The following is a 19,397-nucleotide window of genomic DNA, read 5'->3' on the forward strand; positions in this document are numbered from 1 at the left end:
TACGTTACGCTCAGTATGACATAAGTCCAAATTTCACCCGTTTGCAGTATATCACTAGATGTTTAGGGTATGGGACTCAGCATCTTGTACAAACTCCCGGATAAAAGGTAAACTTTCCTGATTAAATTGATATGGCTTTGAGGGTAGCAAACCAGAATCGTCAGATAGTCTGAAAGCTTTGCAGTGGTGTGAGAGGAGTGAAGTACAATGTTAAGTCGTAAGCAAACCCCTAGTTTTGCTGATAATCAGGAGCGTGATACCTACGCTTGGTTTTCTCAACGTGCTTGGGTAGAAATTGATTTAGGGGCGTTGTCTGATAATGTTAAGCATTTGGTGAGATTTTTATCACCACCTACCCAGTTGATGGCGGTTGTCAAAGCTGATGCCTATGGACATGGAGCGGTGACAGTTGCTAAAACAGTTTTAGAAGCGGGTGCGAGTTGGTTGGGAGTAGCTACAGTTCCCGAAGGGATTCAATTACGGGAAGGTGGGATTAAAGCTCCGATTTTAATTTTAGGAGCAACGCATACACCAGAACAAATTCAGGCGATCGCTCATTGGAAACTTCAACCGACACTATGCAACCCTAAGCAAGCTTTAATATTTTCTAATACACTCGAAGCAATTAATTATAATTCTTCCATACCTGTACACATCAAATTAGATACAGGAATGTCACGGTTAGGCACAAATTGGCAAGAAGCCGCTGATTTTGTGCAGCTAGTACAAGGATTACCTCACCTTGATATTGCTAGTATTTATTCTCACTTAGCAACAGCCGATAGTCCTGATGCCACAGTCATGCAAGAACAGCATAGAAGATTTGAGGAAGCAATAACCAAAATCAAAACCAGAGGCATCAAAATTCCCAGCTTGCATTTAGCCAATTCAGCCGCTACCCTAGCCAATTCAAGCTTACACTATGACATGGTGCGTGCAGGTTTAGCAATTTACGGACTCTACCCTGCACCCCATTTAAAAGACAAAATTCAACTACAACCCGTTTTACAACTCAAAGCACGTGTCACTCATGTTAAAACCATAGCTCCTGGAACTGGTGTTAGCTATGGTCATCAGTTTATCGCACCGAGGGAAATGCGTCTTGCTGTTGTTGGTATTGGTTATGCAGATGGAGTTCCTCGCAGTCTTTCCAACCAAATGCAAGTATTAATTCGTGGTCAGAGAATACCACAGGTAGGCACGATTACAATGGATCAAATCATGTTAGATGTCAGTTCTATACCCGATGTCCAAGAAGGTGAAATAGTTACCCTACTAGGAGAACAGGGAACAGAACAAATCACAGCCGATGATTGGGCTAATCAATTAAATACCATTTCTTGGGAAATTCTCTGCGGCTTCAAGCATCGTCTACCCCGTGTAGCTGTGATGTAAGGGATTGGGAACTGGGAACTGGATCAGAGTTTTACTAATCACCAATTCCCAATTACCTCTTGCCATCCATAATTTGTTATGCTATTATTGGTTACTAATGCGGATATGGCGAAATTGGCAGACGCGCTAGATTTAGGTTCTAGTTCCGAAAGGAGTGAAGGTTCAAGTCCTTTTATCCGCACTTATCAAAATTTGGTAGTGGTAAATATGTAGTGAAATCTTATATTTTCTAACTCAAATTATTCATTTGTAGCCGTTGAAATTTTAATTACACTAATTTTATTATCACTACATATTTACCACTACCAATCTATTTTCTTTAGCACTAGAAGATTGTTCTATTTGTTCTATTACTTCACTAATAACAATCATTATTTTTGGGGGTTTTAAATCAAAATAAAAGTGGGCAATGCCCACCCTATTTTAACCTTTGACACACATAACTTGTTTAAGTGTGGCCACAACTTCCACTAAATCTGCTTGGTTTTCCATTACCTGCTCAATGGGTTTATAAGCACCAGGAATTTCATCAATTACCCCTGCATCCTTGCGGCATTCTACACCTTGAGTTTGCTCAATTAAATCATCAAGACTATAGACTTTTTTAGCTTTGCTTCTAGACATTAACCGCCCAGCACCATGTGAGCAAGAACAGAAACTATGAGCATTACCTTTACCTTTAACAATGAAAGATTTTGCTCCCATTGAACCAGGGATAATTCCATAATCTTCTGTTTGAGCGCGGACTGCACCTTTGCGAGTTACATATACATCTTCTCCAAAATGTACTTCTTTTTCGGCGTAGTTATGATGACAATTTACTTCTAATAAAGGTTTAGTAACTTTTCCTCCTACTAGATGTTTTTCGATGATTTTTTTAAATCGCGCCATCATCACATCACGGTTAAAATGTGCGTAATTTTGCGCCCATTGTAAGTCTTTCCAGTATGCCTTGAATTCTGGTGTACCAGCCACAAAGTAAGCTAAATCAGGATCAGGTAATTTCTCACCAGCCATTTTTGCTAATTCTTTGGCTGTATTAATATGGCATTGTGCGAGTTTATTGCCAATATTGCGAGAACCGGAATGCAACATTAACCAAACTTGGTTTTCTGTATCGAGACAAACTTCAATAAAGTGATTCAATTTGTTACTAATTGCTGGTTAAGCTTATTAAGTCTCCACAGTCTAAGTTCAACACTGTTTCGACTTCTACTTAAGACTTCCATTGCACACTCAATTGAATGGGTAATGCCGAATAAGTAGGCATAATCTGGGTTACTGAGTGTGATATTAGTGGTTTCCATAATTCCACAATATCATAAATAAAAGTAGCAATCGATCAAGTCATTTCTGCTTGATTCTATACCTTCAAGTTCGGTATAGTTCGGAGTACACCTTCATCCTAATAAATTAATAAATTAGGATGCCCAAGTCCCTCTACTCTCTACGGGGCGTTTTAACGCTTCCCTCGGTATTAGCAATCTCAGCTTTCACCGATTTGGACGAGTTTTTAATCTTACATTACTGTAAGATGGGGCAATCTTTCACCCCCACCAAGAGAACCCATTTGTTTCATCGCTTTACTTTCTAAGTCTTGCACACCACGATGCAAGTCTTTAAAATCGCGCCAGCGTTGCCAGTTGGATGCTGATTTTTCTACATCCTTGTTTTCATTAAATCCTGTAGGAATTGCGGCTTCAATATCTAGGCGAATTTTCTTGAGTTTGCCTTCTAGTTGTTCACCTGTGAATTGTGTTTTAATGGCACTCATACCACAACCCAAATCTACGCCCACAGCAGCAGGAATAATGGTTTCTTTAGTGGCAATGACTGAACCGACTAAGGCTCCTTTTCCTAAGTGAACATCTGGCATTAAAGCAACGTGTTTAAACACAAATGGCAATGATGCTACATTTTTTGCCATCTTGATTTCATCTGAGCCTAATTGATGATTTGCCCAAGATAAAACGGGTGATGGAGTGTTAATTCCTAATTGTTCGTAGGGCATAATTTGAATTGGTAATTTGATATTTGGAATTAGGAAAATTCATAGATAGACTATTTGAGGAATTGTAAACATAACAGTCTATATTACTAGTATAGATGTAGACATGGAATTTAATGGTCTTCATAGTTATGTACTACAAATGTAATATATTGGTAATGTGTTTGTCAACCTATTGCTGACATTAACAAACACCAAAATAGATAATAATAATTTGCAGGATATTGCTTCCCCAGGTTTGGCATAGTGGCATGAGTTTAAAGGCAGTTTTGTTTGATTTTAATGGTGTGATTATTAAGGATGAGCCAATTCACCTACAATTGATTGATGAAATTCTGATTCAGGAGAATCTTCAACCACAGCGGGTAAATGAACGTCAAGCTTCTCTTGGACGAAGTGATGCTTGTGGTAAGCAAAGCTATCGTGCTTATTTTCAAGACTTGCTGAAAAATCGAGGTAGGGTAGTTACAGAAGAGTATTTAAATGATTTGCTCAACCGCAAAGCGCAAGCTTATGTGTTGGAATTGGAGAAGCTAGAAAAATTGCCTTTGTATGCTGGAGTAGATGATTTAATTTTTCAGGTGCGATCGCACAATATTAAACTAGGGTTAGTAAGTGACTCTCTTCTCCAAGAGATACAATTGGTGCTAGAACGTGCCAAACTGACTGAATATTTTCAGATTATTGTCACAGGGGATGACATCGCTACGAGTAAACCCCAACCAGAAGGTTATTTATTAGCGGTAGAAAAACTTAACCAAGCTTATCCAGATTTGAATTTGCAACCCCAGGAATGTTTAGCAATTGAAGATACTCCTGCGGGCATTCAAGCAGCAAAACGCGCTCAGATGCAAGTTGTGGGAGTTGCTAATACCTATCCCTTCCATATGCTTCAGCGTCAAGCTAACTGGACTGTAGATTATCTAACTGATTTGGAATTAGAACGGATACAGGAAGTTTTTTTGCAAAAAGATGTGAAAACTATCCTGCCTGAGTGTTAGAATATAGTCCGGCTGTCAAGAGTTTAGTAGCTTGAGACTAGCAAGGGGAATTAGCTCAGTTGGTAGAGTGCTGCGATCGCACCGCAGAGGTCAGGGGTTCGAGTCTCCTATTCTCCATTTGTACATTAAATAATTGTTGTCACTTTTTAGGACAATTTGAGGATTCTTATTATAGTATATATCCTTAGCCACTACATGAGCAAAGTCTTTTTGCGCTCGATGTCGTTGATTATTTGTAAGATATGCAAGCAAACTGTCAGATGTTCTCAAATCCATCTGGCAAAGTTGATTAGGGGGATCTTTTGAAGGCGACACAAAATGGCAATTAAAAAAAGTGAACTTTATAGTTCGTTATGGAAAAGCTGTGATGAATTGCGTGGGGGTATGGATGCCTCCCAGTATAAAGATTATGTATTGGTTTTATTATTTGTTAAATATGTATCTGATAAATATGCGGATGTTGCAGATGCCCTGATTGAAGTGCCTGAAGGTGGAGGCTTTCGGGATATTGTCGCCCTCAAAGGACAGAAAAATATCGGGGATGGTATCAACAAAATTATCGCCAATTTAGCTGAAGCTAATGATTTAAAGGGTGTGATTGATGTCGCTGATTTCAATGATGCCGATAAACTGGGCAGAGGTAAGGAAATGCAGGATCGGCTTTCTAACTTGGTGGCAATTTTTGAAACACCTGCTTTGAATTTTAGTAAAAACCGCGCTGACGGTGATGATATTTTAGGTGATGCCTATGAGTATCTGATGCGTAATTTTGCCACCCAATCGGGTAAAAGCAAAGGACAATTTTATACACCTGCGGAAGTTTCTCGTGTCATTTCTCAAGTTATAAGTATTAATTTAGCCAAAAGCTCAGACGATACCATATATGATCCTACCTGTGGTAGTGGTTCTCTGTTGCTAAAAGCGGCAGATGAGGCGGCTGTAAAAATAAGCATCTACGGGCAGGAGATGGACAACGCCACCCGCGCCTTAGCCCGGATGAACCATAACCAATATTTTGGAGTTAAAGCCGCCCAAACTTACCTCCAGCGCCGGGAAGGGGGTATTATTTGGCATACTCAAGGCAGTGGTAAAAGCTTAACAATGGTTTGGCTGACCAAATGGATTCGAGAATATAACCCTAATGCTCGCGTCTTAATTATTACTGACAGAGATGAACTCGACGAGCAAATTGAAAACGTTTTTTTCGGAGTCAACGAAAACATTTATCGCACCAAAAGCGGGAGAGACTTAATTAACCAATTAAATAAAACTACCCCTTGGTTACTCTGTTCCTTAATCCATAAATTTGGCAGAAAAGATACTAAAAAAGAAAAAAATCAAGCCGATTACGATAACTACATTGCCGAACTTAAAAGCAATTTACCCCAAAATTTTCAAGCTAAGGGCGATATTTACGTCTTTGTTGATGAATGTCACCGCACCCAATCTGGTGATTTACACAAAGCCATGAAGAAAATTTTACCCAATGCTTTATTCATCGGTTTTACAGGTACACTTTTACTCAAAAAAGACAAACAAAATAGTAACGAGATTTTTGGTAATTACATTCACTATTACAAATTTGACGAAGCCGTAACCGATCAAGTAGTCTTAGATTTGCGTTATGAAGCTCGCAATGTCGAGCAGTACATTACCTCACAAACCAAAATTGACAAATGGTTTGCAGCCAAAACTAGAAATTTAACTGAAGACGCTAAAACCGAACTCAAAAAACGCTGGGGAACTATGCAAAAACTCCTCAGTTCAAAGTCACGCATTAGTCAGATTGTCAATGATATCTTATTTGACTTTGGCACTAAAGACCGATTACAAAGCGGACGGGGTAATGCCATCCTCGTAGCTGGCAGCATTTACGAAGCTTGTAAATATTATGAATTATTCCAAGCTGAAGGCTTGACAAAATGCGCCATTATCACCTCTTATGATGCTTCACTGCAAAGTATCAAAGGGGAAAGTACAGGAGAAGATGAATATACCGAAAAAATTCAACAATATGAAATTTATCAAAAAATGCTTAATGGCAAAACCCCACAGCAATTTGAGAAAGATGTCAAACATGACTTTATTAAATCACCTGCTCAAATGAAGCTGCTGATAGTAGTAGATAAACTCCTCACAGGTTTTGATGCTCCTGCTGCTACCTATCTCTACATTGATAAAACCATGCGAGATCATGGATTATTTCAAGCAGTTTGTCGCGTCAACCGTTTAGACAGTGAAGACAAAGAATATGGTTATATTATTGACTATAAGGACTTATTTAAAAGTTTAGAAAAATCCGTTAATGATTATACTTCAGAAGCCTTTGCAGATTATGATGTCAATGATATTGTCGGGTTATTAAAAGACAGACTCGAAAAAGGTAGAGAAAATCTGGAAAACGCCAGAGAAATTATTAAAATTTTGTGCGAATTGGTAGAACCTCCCCAAGACACACCCGCCTATATTCGCTATTTCTGTGGTGACACTACAAACGCCGAAGATTTAAAAAGTAACGAACCAAAACGAATAACTCTTTATAAAAGTGTCGCCGCACTAATCCGGGCTTATGCTAATCTTGCCAATGATATGGAAGAAGCCGGATATACCCTCGCAGAAATCGCAATTATTAAACAAGAAGTTAAACATTATGAACAAGTACGCGCCGAAGTAAAATTAGCCAGTGGCGATTATATTGATTTGAAAACTTATGAACCTGCCATGCGTCACTTAATTGATAGTTATATCGGTGCAGAAGAAAGCGAAATTATTTCCAACTTTGACGACATGACACTAATTCAGTTAATTGTTGAACGTGGTACAAATGCAGTTGATGCATTACCCAGAAGCATCAAGAAAAACCCCAAAGCCGTAGCAGAAACCATTGAAAACAACCTCCGCAAACTGATTATTGAGCAGCAACCCACCAACCCCAAATATTTTGATAAAATGTCCATCTTGCTGGATGAATTAATTCAAGCCCGCAACGCCGCAGCCGACGATTATAAAGCCTATTTGCAGCAAATTGTTGAGTTAAGTAAACAAGTTGTTCAACCTAGTAACTCATCACAATATCCTCAATCGTTGGACACTCCTGCTAAAAGGGCATTATATGAAAACCTCAATCAAAATGAAGTATTAGCTCTAGCGATAGATGATATAATTCGCAAAACCAAAAAAGATGGATGGCGGGGAAACAGAACAAAAGAGAAAGAAGTAAAAATTGCTATTAAAAAACATCTAGATTCATCGGCAGATTTAGAGCGAATTTTTGAAATTGTTAAAAGCCAAAGCGAGTATTAAAATAATTTATAAAAACTGTAGGTTGGGTAGAACGAAGTGTTCGCGTAGCGTGCCGAAGGCATAACCCAACATTGGCGGTAAGATAGTAAGAGTTGTTGGGTTTCCTTGCGTCAACCCAACCTACAATAAATGTTGTTTTACATAAAGGAAACGGTAGAGCCATAAAAATCACTATGAAAACCTATCAAATAACAGTCGGTGAATTAATTATAGACATTGCCAGAAAAGATATTAAAAACCTACACTTAGGAGTTTACCCCCCAGATGGTAGAGTACGTATTGCCACACCGTTACATATTGATGATGAATCTGTCCGTTTATTTGCTATTTCCAAATTAGCCTGGATTAAAAAACATCAAACTAATTTTCAAGCCCAAGAACGCGAGTCACCAAGAGAATTTGTGTCTGGAGAAAGTCATTATTTTCAAGGTAAATCCTATTTATTAAATGTTATCTATTCTCATGTTAATCCTAAAGTAGAAATTAGCAATAATACCCATATAGACCTTTATGTAAAAGCAGGAAGTAATGAAGCACAACGACAACAAGTAATGATGTCCTGGTATAGACAGCAGTTAAAACAGAATATTCCCCCATTAATCGCCAAGTGGGAACCCAGCATGAGCGTTAATGTGAATGACTGGGGAGTGAAGCTGATGAAAACCAAATGGGGTACTTGCAATATAGAAGCCAAACGCATTTGGCTAAATCTGGAACTAGCCAAAAAACACCCCCACTGCTTAGAATATGTTGTAGTTCATGAAATGGTGCATCTCCTAGAGCGCAATCATGGAGAGCGATTTGTGGCTTTAATGAATAAATTTCTGCCCAATTGGCAATTTTATAAGGATGAGTTGAACCGTTAGACGTTAAAATTAACGATAACAGATACAAGTATTTAAAAACCCTGACAATTCTGCTCAACAATAGTTTCAGCAATAAAATTATCGAAAATATTAATTTATTAAAACTACATATAATTAGTTAACTGATATATGAATATTAGAGAATTAAAACTAGGTAAATATCTCACCCTATTAGAATTTTGTACCTGCACCCAGACATATGATAAATATGCCGAACACATCAACCCGTTTCCTCAAAACATCAAAGAAGTAATCCCTGCATTACAAGATTTAAATAAATATATCATCGACCCAATTATAGACAATTTTGGAATAGCCAATTTTCATCTTACCTATGGATTTTGTTCACCAGATTTAAAAAAGTATCTTGAAAAAAAAGACCCAGTAACAGGTCAAAAGAATGGTCGTGTTGCACCAAATTTAGATCAACACATGAGTTATGAAATTAATAAAAATGCTAAATACTATTGTGAAAGATTGGGTGCTGCTTGTGATTTTATAATTGCAGATTTACCTAGTGAATCCCTTGTAGAATGGATTTTACAAACTAAATTACCTTTTGATTCTCTCTATTTTTACAGTAGCGAAAGACCAATTCATATTAGTTATGGACTTCAGCACAAAAGAGATATTTGGACATTTGGTAATCTTGGTCAACCTACAAAAAAAGGAATTGAACATTGGGTTAATTTAGCCAAAACATAATTGTCATTTGTAGGGATTTAGCATTTCTAAAATCTATTAGTAGTTACGAATTACATCTTTTATTTTTACGACTTCTCATGGCAGACTGTAACACTTTTACTTTATATGCATCAGCATCTTTTCGCCAATATAATTTATAACCTTTAAGTATTGCACAGTGGTCTTCTAAACATTTATTCCACCCAGAAATATGACTAATACTGCGCCAATTTTCCAACAAACCCCAATCTTCTTCTTGACGAGTTAACTTAGCAAATTTTTCATACTGGGGATAGTCAGGAGTCACTAAAGAATCTATTTGATGTAATATTGGTGGGTCATCATCAATATCATATTCTCGATAAGTAACTTGTAAATCCCGCAAATCAATTTCCATTCCTCTGTATAATTCCGGATGGGGATTGATATCAAAATCAGGATAAAACAAATAGGAAATTTTAGGTGTTTTGAGATGAAATTTAATCACATTTGCAGCTTCTAATCTCCCAATAGTACGACTAGCACAACCTTCATAAAGTCGTAATAAAGGGTCAAGGGCTTGTAATGCAGAAATATGAACCCAAAGAGAATTAGGTAATTTTTTACCGATCTTACTCTCTTGACAACGTTTGATAATTAATTCTGTATTTCCCAAGCTGCGTAGCATTTGGTCTGCATCTAGACAAGCTTGTTTATAACTACTAAATAAACCAAGTATATCTTCTTGTACTGCTGGTGTTAATTGTCCTAGTTTGGGACGACGGCTAAATTTACACAATGCTAAGTAAACCATCAAGTCTTGACGGCGTTTATCTGCGATCGCTTCCCACTCGTCAGAGTCAGTAGCCTGTATAATTACATGAAAGGCTCGTCGTAAACTCCCAAATTCTGTACAAATTTCCCCTTCTTGCGCCAATTCACCCTTGCTGGGCAGTCTTCCCCGTTCGGTAATAAAAGCCATCAGCGGTGTTAAAAGTTCCTGATATTCTTCAAACCGTTTAACACAAGCCCTAACCCTAGGAGTAGTAGCGCGAGAACGAAAACGAGAAGCCCGAAATAACTCCGCTTCCCCTTCATCTCGAAACACAAAGTAAACGCCCAAAGCCACAGGAATTGCATCAACTCCTAACACTTGGTCAATGTAAACTTTTAATTCTTCTTGTTCATAATATTTCTGAAATGTGTTGCGGTTAGTAATGATGCCATCACCATAAGCGACTACACCTCTTTTGCTGTCAGCAATCAAAACTTGAGCAGACACTAACAGCACATTCTGAGCTAATTCCCAGGCTTTAATCAAGGCTTCCCTTCGTTCACCTTGGTCTTCAATCACATTAATGACAAAGCCAATGTTAACAATACCCGCAGGTGTGCGAGGAGTATCAGGTGAGTAATAAGGGTCCCAGCCACAACTAATGTAACCTTCTTCAGCGATACGCTTTACATCTCCACCATGTCCACAACCATAATCAAAAAAGGTCGTTTCTGGGGTAAATAAGCCAGATTCAATCGCTAAACGCACAGGACGGGATAAATCATGGCGAACAATAGCCGCTTTATGTCGTTCTATTTTGGGAATAAATGGTGCTGTAACAGTACTTATTGGCTTTTGAATCAAGCTATGCCCCTGTATTTCTACACCATAGGCTTGTAACCGCTTTTCCCAACCCAACTTTGTCCCAATACCTCTGGTGTTATCTAGTAAACCTAAAGCTTCTTGAGCGCGTGTTAAGGCGGCAAATTCATGATAATGGGGATAGTCAGGAGTAACGAAGGTTTCTTTGCGATGCAGAATAGGAGGATTTTCTGTATCTCCATAATCTCGAAAGCCAACGATGAGAGTTTCGACATCAACTTGAATACTGGCTTGCAAAGCGGGATGGGGGTCAGTATCAAAATCAGGATAAAATAAGTAGGAAATTTTCGGTTTAGTAGTGCTAAATTTAACTAGTGTTGCTTTCTCTAATTGAGGTGCAGCACGGCGAGCGCGGCTTTCATACTCCTGAAGTTGTGTATCAAGGCTATACAGTGCCAAAATATGGATGTAAAAAGCATCAGGTAAAAGTTTACCGAATTGGCTATTATAGCAACAATCTGCGATTGTATTTAGTGAAATCTGCTCTGGAGTTGAGCTAGTTTCCTCAAGCGTGTTCCAGTTGTTTTCAGACTTAACCATTGCATTTAATTATTAGAAAATTGCTGCCAGCAAGAACGCTAAACAGCCTATTGCCATCTTAATGTTTCCTCCACGTTATTTATCAATCTTAAAATTTCCTCTGTAAATTGACCATAGCAAGTTTTTTTAGAAGACACTAGTAACTTTGGCGTTCAATTAACTTACGGAGACAGGCATGGATTTTTTGTCAGATACCGTTGTGTTATCACGGATGCAGTTTGCCTTAACTGCCATTTTCCATATGCTTTGGCCAGTCCTAACCACAGGAATGGGAATTTATCTAGTTATTGTTGAAGGGCTGTGGCTAAAAACCCGTAACCCAGACTACTACCATCATGCCCGCTTCTGGTCTAAGCTTTACGTCCTCAACTTTGGTATTGGTGTCGCATCAGGACTACCGATGGAGTTTCAATTTGGTACAAACTGGGCACCTTTTTCTGAAGCTGTGGGTGATTTTTTTGGCAGTATTCTCGGTTTTGAAGGTGCGATGGCTTTCATGTTAGAAGCCGGATTTTTGGGGATCATGCTCTTTGGCTGGGGGCGTGTTCATCCAGTAATTCACTACCTAGCCACCATTATGGTTGCCTTCGGTGCCAACTTGTCTACCTTCTGGATTTTGGTCGCCAACTCTTGGTTACAAACACCATCAGGTGGGGATATGGTAAATGGTAAATTCATTGTCAGCGATTATTTTCAAGCGATTTTGAATCCCTTCATGGTGAAAAGCGTTTTGCATATGTTCTTTGCCACGCTAGAAACCTCTCTGTTTGTAATTGGTGGCATCAGTGCTTGGTATATATTGAAAGAACGAAATCAAGCCTTTTTTGCCAAGTCATTAAAAATAGTTCTTGCAGCTGCGATCGCAGTTACTCCCATCCAAGTCTACATTGGTCATTTAAGCGCCGAACAAGTCTATCATTACCAGCCCACAAAACTAGCAGCAATGGAAGCCAAGTGGGAAACATCACCCGCAGGAAAACCAGCCGATTGGAGTTTGTTAGCATTACCCGATGAAAAGGGGCAAAGAAATAAATGGGAAATCACCATTCCTAAGGGGCTGGGATACATTTTAGAATTCAAAAAGGATCTCTCTGAACCCGTCCTTGGACTCAAGGAATGGAAACCAGAAAATCGTCCCAAGATGGTTGGATTAATTTATTATTCCTTCCGCATCATGAGCGGTATCGGCTTCTTTTTTGTGGGATTAATGTTGTGGACAGCCTTACAATGGCTACTAGGTAAACTCTCTCCAGAGCAGATTACTCAACAAAAATGGCTAATGCGTGCCTGGATTTTTGCCGCGCCACTAGGCTACATAGCAGTTGAATCCGGTTGGATTGTCCGCTGTGTGGGAAGACAACCTTGGACACTATACGGGAAGATTCGCACAGCAGATGCAGCATCCCATATTCCCGCTAGTAACGTTCTCACATCTTTGACCATCTTCGCCGTCATTTACAGCATTCTGTTTATATCAACCCTGTATTTCGGCAGTCGAATAATCCGTAAAGGCCCCAACTTAGAGCTGCCCGTACCAGGATTGGACAACCAACCCGCAGTTAATTCAACACCAGCAGAATTGATCCCAGATCAACGTCCGGTAGAAATTCAACGGTAATAGGAGAATACATGGAAGCGTTATTACACTTTCTTCCCGAAGTCTGGTTCGTCATTCTGGGGCTATTTTTGTTTCTGTATGTTTTGTTAGATGGGTTTGATTTGGGTGTGGGTATTCTTTCCCTAACAAGCTCTGATGAGGAAAGACGGAGCATTTTAATGACTAGTCTGGGCAATGTTTGGGATGCCAACGAAACTTGGTTAGTCGTTATGGGTGGAGGGTTGTTTGGTGCTTTTCCCCTAGCCTATGGAACAATTCTGAGCGCTCTTTATATCCCCATTTTCATCATGATATTTGGGTTGATTTTTCGGGCAGTTTCCTTTGAATTTCGGGAACATTCCAATAGCAAATTATTTTGGAATTTTGCCTTTGGTGTCGGCAGTTTTCTGGCAGCATTAGGACAAGGCTTTGCCCTTGGCAGCGTCATTAAAGGTATTACAGTAGATCAAGCCGGCCACTTCATTGGTTCAACCTGGGATTGGCTAGATTGGCGATCACTCCTTGTTGCCCTCACCCTTATTCAGGGCTATGTTTTGATAGGTTCTACCTATCTAATTTTGAAAACTGAAGGAAAACTTCAAAAAACTCATTTTCGCACTGCCAAAATCGCCGCAGTAACAACTTTAATCGGTGCAATTTTAATTACTATTGTTACGCCTGTATTCTACGAAACAGCACGCACCCGCCTATTCACTCCACCTCTGCTTTATATCTTTGCAGCAATTCCCTTATTTGGTATTCTTCTAGTTTGGCTACTGCTGCGGAGTCTCAATCGTGAGGAAGAACGAACCCCGTTTATCTGGACAATTCTCATTTTTCTGCTCACCTTTATCGGTTTGGGGATGATTGTATTTCCATATATCATTCCCACCCAAATCACCATCTATCAAGCAGCAGCTGCCCCCAGTGCATTAGTTTTCATGATCATTTTTGTTGGCTTCTTAATTCCGATCATGTTGTTCTATAATATTTATCAGTATGTGGTATTCCGGGGCAAAGTAGTTGGAAGTGTTTACGAGGATTAGAGGCTGGGAACTCTTGCCTTCTTTTCTGCGTGTGGAATGCCGCTGGGTGAAATTAAAAGTTACTTAGAGCTTAAAAAACTCTTTCAGCAAACTCTACGTAGGGCTTGCTGAGTAAAGCTAGAATCGCTTCTCAATAAGGGTTTTGAGAATAAAAAAGTGCAAGGCTATGGCATTTAGAGCCTCAAAATCCTTGCATTTCTATGGAAAATCAAGGGGTGAATTTGAAAACCAATCTCCCAAACCACCATTTTTCCCACTGTGTGGCATCTAGGTTCGATTTGGGTACTTATTCAGCAAACCCTACGTAAGTAAATTTTTTTGAACGTTACCAATTCTTAATCTTTATCAAGATATAAGTCTATTTATTAAGTTTTTGATAATACTTGTCTCATTGTGGATTTATTACGTCAACTAAGATCAAAATTGTGTAATCTGAAAACAACTAAGCTAATAAGTTAATAGAGGTCTAATGACTCCTACGATTATGCGTCAGCTTTGGTCTATAGTTGAAGCCGCCCAAACAGGGATTCTTTTGCAGCTTGACGATGCCAGCTTGGTGCAGTGGTTAGTTAAACAAACTACAAATCAAGCCTTGTTAGATCCTCATGAAACCGATTTTCTCTGTGACTACATCCGCTCTCGATTAAGTCTAATCCGTGATCTTGCTTATGAACGTCAGCAATCGTGAATAGGTGACAGGTGACAGGGAAGAAAGTACCCAATGACCAATGACCAATGACCAATGACCAATGACCAATGACTATTGACTTTTTTGTGGCAAATAACCTTCTACTAAACAGTCAGAACCGACCACACGCCAATGAACACGTTCTAAAGATAAAGCCTCAGTCATGGTGGTAAAACCTAAGTCACCTACAGGTGTGGGAGCATGACTACCACCAATGATTTTGGGGGCGATAAAAGCCAAGATTTTTTGAACTGCCCCTTGTGCGATCGCACTTGCTGCTAAAGTACCACCACATTCCCAAAGCACGCTACAAAAACCACGCTCATATAAATAAATCATTACCTTCTCAGGTGTCAATGATGGAAACTCCAACACTTCCACCCCTTTTTTGAGCAACAGCTTGTGAAAATCGGGTGAACTACCCACTTCAGTCAGCACCACAGTTGGAGCCTCCGCAACTTCCCACAGACGAGCATTTTCTGGCAAATTAAGACTACGACTCATTACCACTCGCAGAGGATTATTTCTTCCCTGCTGATGGCTAGTTAAGTAAGGATTATCCTGTCTAACTGTATTACCACCGACAATTACCGCATCACAAGCCGCCCGCAATTGATGTACTTCATTCCGAGCATCTTGATTGGTTATCCAAGCACTATGACCGGAACTAGTAGCAATTTTGCCATCTAAAGTCATAGCATATTTCAAAATTCCTAAAGGTCGTTTATGAAGAATACGATCAATAAAACCTTCATTTAATTGACGACAAGCAGCTTCTTCTACCCCTACTAGCACTTCTATGCCCGCTGCACGCAAACGAGCAATACCACCTCCAGCTACTAAAGGGTTAGGATCAACCATACCCACCACTACCTTAGAGACACCAGCCGCTATCAACCCTTCAGAACAAGGTGGAGTGCGTCCGTAGTGGTTACAAGGTTCCAAGCTGACATAGATAGTAGCTCCATGTGCTTTATTTCCTGCTGCTCTGAGGGCAAAAACCTCAGCATGAGGTTCACCAGCACAGGGATGAAACCCTTCTCCGACAATCTCCCCATTTTTAACAATCACTGCCCCCACTAATGGATTTGGTGAAGTGCGTCCCAAAGCACGCCGGGCTAGTTCCAAACACCGTTGCATCATCAGGGAGTCAAATTCACTACCTACCATATTTGAGGAAACTGTTACTGGGGTTAACATCCCTATTTTTTACCTACAAATTACGAATTATTAATCAATTTCATCTGTTGCCACCAGCGATTTAAGGGATAGTAAACTACAGGAGCCCACAGGCTACTGAGAATAGCAGAAGCTAAAGCAACACGCTGATAATATGTCCAGATATCTTCAACTTTGCGGAGGCATTGTTCACCGCAGCTACCACCCAATATAGATAATTGCAGAGCAAAAATAGTATCTGCCACCACCGCCATCCCAAAGACGATCAAAGCAATAGAAATGAAGTCTTCTTGAATAAAACGCTGCTTCTGAATCAGGCCAGTTAGCATTCCTACTATTCCCAAGCTAATAGCATGGGTAGGATGAGGTGATGTCATAGCATCTTGCAGTAGACCGAGAACAATACCCGCCAATGCACCCTCAAACACAGAGCGTTTCACACTCCAAGCTACCACCCAAATTAGTAACCAGTTAGGCCCAATACCCAATAATTCCATACCTGGCAATCGGGTTGGCAACATTAGTAAACATAACAGCACAGATCCTGATGTTACTGTCCAATCCAGCAGTTGACGTAACCAAGGATGCCAACTTGTCAATCGAGGAATTAAGGATTTGGATTTTCGATCTGGCCTTGTTGCTATTTTATTTTTGCTGCCAGGAAATCCAGGAATTTTCATTGTTTTGCGAAATTTTCAGGAATCTAATCAGATTTTTGTTTTTCCGGATCTAGGTTTTCTGGTTTAGGATATACAGTTACCCAATCCAAATAACGAATTGGTGGGAATAGCTCAACTTTAGCCACTGATGCGGGCAGTTTCTTTAAATCTAGAGACTTTATTCTTCCTACTGGTAAGCCAGCCGGAAATTTCTGACTATAAGTAGAAGTTGAAACTAAGTCGCCTACCTTAACATTAGGAACTTTTTCATAAAACTCTAGCACTCCTTCAGCTGAAGAATCACCCCGCACAATTCCCTTGGCAGATGTACGGCTAATAGTGACACCCACTTGACTTTTCAAATCGCTAACTAACAATACACGACTAGTGTTAGGAGTAACACTTTCGACTAAACCCACTAAGCCACCATCGGCCTTAACAATAAAACCTTCCTGAATACCAGCGTTTGTGCCACTATTTAGAGTTACCTGTTGCCACCAATGATCTGCACTGCGTCCGACTACCCTAGATATAATTGGGTGTACGGAAAGTGGTTCTTTTCCTATGTAACCCAATAAACTTTGTAGTTTTTGATTTTGACTCTCTAGATCGACTATGCGCGTCTGTAACGCTAATAGTCGCGCATCACGAATGCGTTCTGTAGGACTTATCCCTGGACGCAAATTTTGTAAGGGACTGGTAATCCCTTGATATATTTCCATCACTAGCGTCCCCTGTGTCTGTCGCAGTGTCCAAGCACTACTAACGACTAGAGCTAACAAACCTATTTGTAATCCCTTATGTTCCCACCAACGGCGTACAGTAAACATTGATACCTATATATATTCTGTAAATTGTTGAAATAATGGATGCCATATTTTAGTAGATACAGAATCCATCATCTTGTTTACGCTTTTGGTTATCTACATATTGCGAGAACGACCACTAAAGACTCGTTCTAACTGCTTGAAGTTTTCTAAAACACGACCTGTCCCCAGGACAACACAACTGAGAGGATCGGCTGCAATGTGTGTGACAATGCCCGTTTCATGACTAATTAGGGTATCTAAACCTTTTAGTAATGCGCCACCTCCTGCTAACATGATTCCTCGATCAATGATATCTGCTGCTAGTTCTGGGGGTGTGCGTTCTAGTGTCCGCTTCACTGCTTCTATAATTACTGATAACGGTTCCAGCATACTTTCACGAATTTCTCCGCCCTTGACAGTCACAGTTCTGGGTAAACCAGAAAGCAAGTGCAATCCCCGGACTTCCATGATAGTATCGGCATCATCGCTGGTTGGATAGGCAGAACCAATGCGAATTTTGATATCTTCGGCGGTACGTTCTCCAATTACCAGGTTATTAACTTTCTTCATATACTGGATAATTGCTTCTGTCAATTCATCTCCCGCGATACGTACAGATTCGCTAATTACTGTACCTTGAAGACTTAAGACAGCTACTTCTGTTGTCCCACCACCAATATCAATGATCATATTACCAGTGGGTTCGGCTACTGGTAAACCTGCACCAATTGCTGCTGCTACAGGCTCATCAATTAAATATACTTCTCTAGCTCCGGCTTGAGTAGCTGCATCCATGACGGCTCGTCTTTCTACCCCAGTCACTCCGCTGGGAATACCAATGACAATCCGGGGTAAAATCAGGGATCTGCCCTCATTTACTCGCTGGATAAAACTTTTGAGCATCAGTTCGGCAGTATCAAAATCAGCAATGACACCATCACGTAGCGGACGCACAGCTATGACATTACCTGGTGTCCGTCCGAGCATTTTTTTGGCATCTTCTCCAACTGCCAGCGCTATTTTTTCATTTTTATCAATGGCAACCACTGAAGGCTCTTGGAGTACAATTCCTTTGCCAGATACATAAACTAGGGTGTTGGCTGTACCGAGGTCGATACCCATATCCCATGATGAGCGAAAGTTCCTAAAAAGACCCACGCGTGTCTTTGCCCCCTATTTGCGCTAATTTGTAATGACAACAGTGAGAGTTAATTGTGCTAGATTCGATGATATTTTTCCGCCTGACTCCAGTACACTAGACTATATTTTATCTATAATTTTTGTTAATCTTGATGGATGTTTCAGGCATCTTAGTTTCTCTATTCCAAAGTTACTCAGTATAACCGTATAATTTTGGCAATGATGCCAAGTATTTTTTGAATCATTGTTTGATATTAATCATATTGCTAAACACTTAACATATTTTAAATAATTTTACAATTAGCTATTATATTATTCACAATAAATAAGTACGATTGTACTTAAAGGTAACACCCATGAGCATCAATGTTGTCACCCTTGTCGGACGTGTAGGCGGCGACCCAGATATGAAGTATTTTGAGTCTGGTACAGTTAAATGCAGGTTAACTCTAGCAGTTAATCGCCGATCGCGTAACAATGATAAGCCAGACTGGTTTAATCTAGAACTTTGGGGTAAAACGGCGGAAGTTGCTGGCAACTATGTACGTAAAGGCAGCCTAATCGGGGTTAAAGGTTCTTTGAAATTTGATTCTTGGAGCGATCGCCAAACCGGAGTCAACCGTTCTAGTCCAGTTATTAATGTAGAGCAACTAGAGTTACTAGGTTCCAAGCGCGACGGAGAAGGCGGTATGGCTGATATGTCTCCAGAGAATTTCTAATTTAGTCGGGAGTCAGGAGTCAGGAGTCAGGAGTCAGGAGTCAGGAGGAAGAATAATCTAGAACCTTCCAAATGACCAATGACCAATGACCAATGACCAATGACCAATGACCAATGACCAATGACCA

15 protein-coding genes, 2 tRNA genes and 1 pseudogene are annotated in these 19,397 nt (G+C 39.9%); 11 read left to right on the forward strand and 7 right to left on the reverse strand.

All coding sequences use genetic code 11. The annotated features are described in order from the left end of the window. Nucleotides 1-207 precede the first annotated feature (207 nt). Together alr and VB713_RS12515 are read left to right on the forward strand one after the other, a co-directional pair. Nucleotides 208-1,395 carry an alanine racemase gene (gene alr, locus VB713_RS12510; protein ID WP_323311858.1) on the forward strand — a complete coding sequence of 396 codons (1,188 nt, stop codon included), beginning with the start codon at nt 208-210 and terminating at the stop codon, nt 1,393-1,395. Between the two features lie 99 nt (nt 1,396-1,494). Continuing rightward, nucleotides 1,495-1,576, forward strand: a tRNA-Leu gene (locus VB713_RS12515). Nucleotides 1,577-1,818: 242 nt separating this feature from the next. Here the strand turns inward: VB713_RS12515 and VB713_RS12520 are convergent. Together VB713_RS12520 and VB713_RS12525 are read right to left on the reverse strand one after the other, a co-directional pair. After that, a pseudogene (locus VB713_RS12520) lies at nt 1,819-2,538 on the reverse strand (RtcB family protein); the annotation flags it as partial. A gap of 376 nt (nt 2,539-2,914) precedes the next feature. Beyond that, complete coding sequence (locus VB713_RS12525; protein ID WP_416242440.1) at nt 2,915-3,406, reverse strand: RtcB family protein; 492 nt, start codon at nt 3,404-3,406, stop codon at nt 2,915-2,917. 248 nt (nt 3,407-3,654) lie between these two features. On the opposite strand from VB713_RS12525, the gene VB713_RS12530 reads away from it, so the two are divergent. From VB713_RS12530 to VB713_RS12550, 5 genes are all read left to right on the forward strand, one after another. After that, nucleotides 3,655-4,404: an HAD family phosphatase gene (locus tag VB713_RS12530; RefSeq protein ID WP_323311859.1), complete on the forward strand. Its 750-nt coding sequence runs from the start codon at nt 3,655-3,657 to the stop codon at nt 4,402-4,404. A 44-nt stretch (nt 4,405-4,448) separates the two neighbouring features. Then, nucleotides 4,449-4,521, forward strand: a tRNA-Ala gene (locus tag VB713_RS12535). 201 nt (nt 4,522-4,722) lie between these two features. Further along, nucleotides 4,723-7,707 (forward strand): HsdR family type I site-specific deoxyribonuclease, encoded by a 2,985-nt coding sequence (locus VB713_RS12540; protein WP_323311860.1) that lies wholly within the window; start codon nt 4,723-4,725, stop codon nt 7,705-7,707. Nucleotides 7,708-7,880: 173 nt separating this feature from the next. After that, nucleotides 7,881-8,573 (forward strand): SprT family zinc-dependent metalloprotease, encoded by a 693-nt coding sequence (locus tag VB713_RS12545; protein ID WP_323311861.1) that lies wholly within the window; start codon nt 7,881-7,883, stop codon nt 8,571-8,573. Nucleotides 8,574-8,702: 129 nt separating this feature from the next. Further along, entirely contained in the window at nt 8,703-9,278 is a 576-nt protein-coding gene (locus tag VB713_RS12550) for a hypothetical protein (RefSeq protein ID WP_323311862.1), read from the forward strand. 43 nt (nt 9,279-9,321) lie between these two features. Here VB713_RS12550 and VB713_RS12555 read toward each other — a convergent pair whose 3' ends face one another. Next, the gene (locus tag VB713_RS12555) at nt 9,322-11,433 is read right to left on the reverse strand and encodes a DNA phosphorothioation-associated putative methyltransferase (RefSeq protein ID WP_323311863.1); all 2,112 of its coding nucleotides are present in this window, start codon (nt 11,431-11,433) and stop codon (nt 9,322-9,324) included. 175 nt (nt 11,434-11,608) lie between these two features. On the opposite strand from VB713_RS12555, the gene VB713_RS12560 reads away from it, so the two are divergent. The 3 genes from VB713_RS12560 to VB713_RS12570 all read left to right on the forward strand — a co-directional run bounded on the left by VB713_RS12560 (nt 11,609) and on the right by VB713_RS12570 (nt 14,764). Further along, entirely contained in the window at nt 11,609-13,051 is a 1,443-nt protein-coding gene (locus VB713_RS12560; protein ID WP_323311864.1) for a cytochrome ubiquinol oxidase subunit I, read from the forward strand. 11 nt (nt 13,052-13,062) lie between these two features. Then, nucleotides 13,063-14,076 (forward strand): cytochrome d ubiquinol oxidase subunit II, encoded by a 1,014-nt coding sequence (cydB, locus tag VB713_RS12565; RefSeq protein ID WP_323311865.1) that lies wholly within the window; start codon nt 13,063-13,065, stop codon nt 14,074-14,076. A gap of 469 nt (nt 14,077-14,545) precedes the next feature. After that, nucleotides 14,546-14,764, forward strand: coding sequence for a hypothetical protein (locus VB713_RS12570; RefSeq protein ID WP_323311866.1), 219 nt, complete (start codon nt 14,546-14,548; stop codon nt 14,762-14,764). A 72-nt stretch (nt 14,765-14,836) separates the two neighbouring features. Here the strand turns inward: VB713_RS12570 and ribD are convergent, their stop codons facing one another. From ribD to VB713_RS12590, 4 genes are all read right to left on the reverse strand, one after another. Then, on the reverse strand, nt 14,837-15,964 hold the full coding sequence (gene ribD / locus VB713_RS12575) for a bifunctional diaminohydroxyphosphoribosylaminopyrimidine deaminase/5-amino-6-(5-phosphoribosylamino)uracil reductase RibD (protein WP_323311867.1): 1,128 nt from the start codon (nt 15,962-15,964) through the stop codon (nt 14,837-14,839). Between the two features lie 20 nt (nt 15,965-15,984). Next, nucleotides 15,985-16,623 (reverse strand): rod shape-determining protein MreD, encoded by a 639-nt coding sequence (gene mreD, locus VB713_RS12580; RefSeq protein WP_323311868.1) that lies wholly within the window; start codon nt 16,621-16,623, stop codon nt 15,985-15,987. A 23-nt stretch (nt 16,624-16,646) separates the two neighbouring features. Then, nucleotides 16,647-17,432 carry a rod shape-determining protein MreC gene (gene mreC / locus VB713_RS12585; RefSeq protein ID WP_323311869.1) on the reverse strand — a complete coding sequence of 262 codons (786 nt, stop codon included), beginning with the start codon at nt 17,430-17,432 and terminating at the stop codon, nt 16,647-16,649. 93 nt (nt 17,433-17,525) lie between these two features. After that, nucleotides 17,526-18,533, reverse strand: coding sequence for a rod shape-determining protein (locus tag VB713_RS12590; RefSeq protein WP_323311870.1), 1,008 nt, complete (start codon nt 18,531-18,533; stop codon nt 17,526-17,528). A 374-nt stretch (nt 18,534-18,907) separates the two neighbouring features. Between VB713_RS12590 and VB713_RS12595 the strand changes: the two genes are divergently transcribed. After that, a complete protein-coding gene (locus VB713_RS12595) occupies nt 18,908-19,270 on the forward strand; it encodes a single-stranded DNA-binding protein (RefSeq protein WP_323311871.1) in 363 nt (120 codons plus the stop codon). Nucleotides 19,271-19,397: the final 127 nt, after the last annotated feature.

The organism is Anabaena cylindrica UHCC 0172, assembly GCF_034931625.1.
Taxonomy (GTDB): Bacteria; Cyanobacteriota; Cyanobacteriia; order Cyanobacteriales; family Nostocaceae; genus Anabaena; species Anabaena cylindrica_A.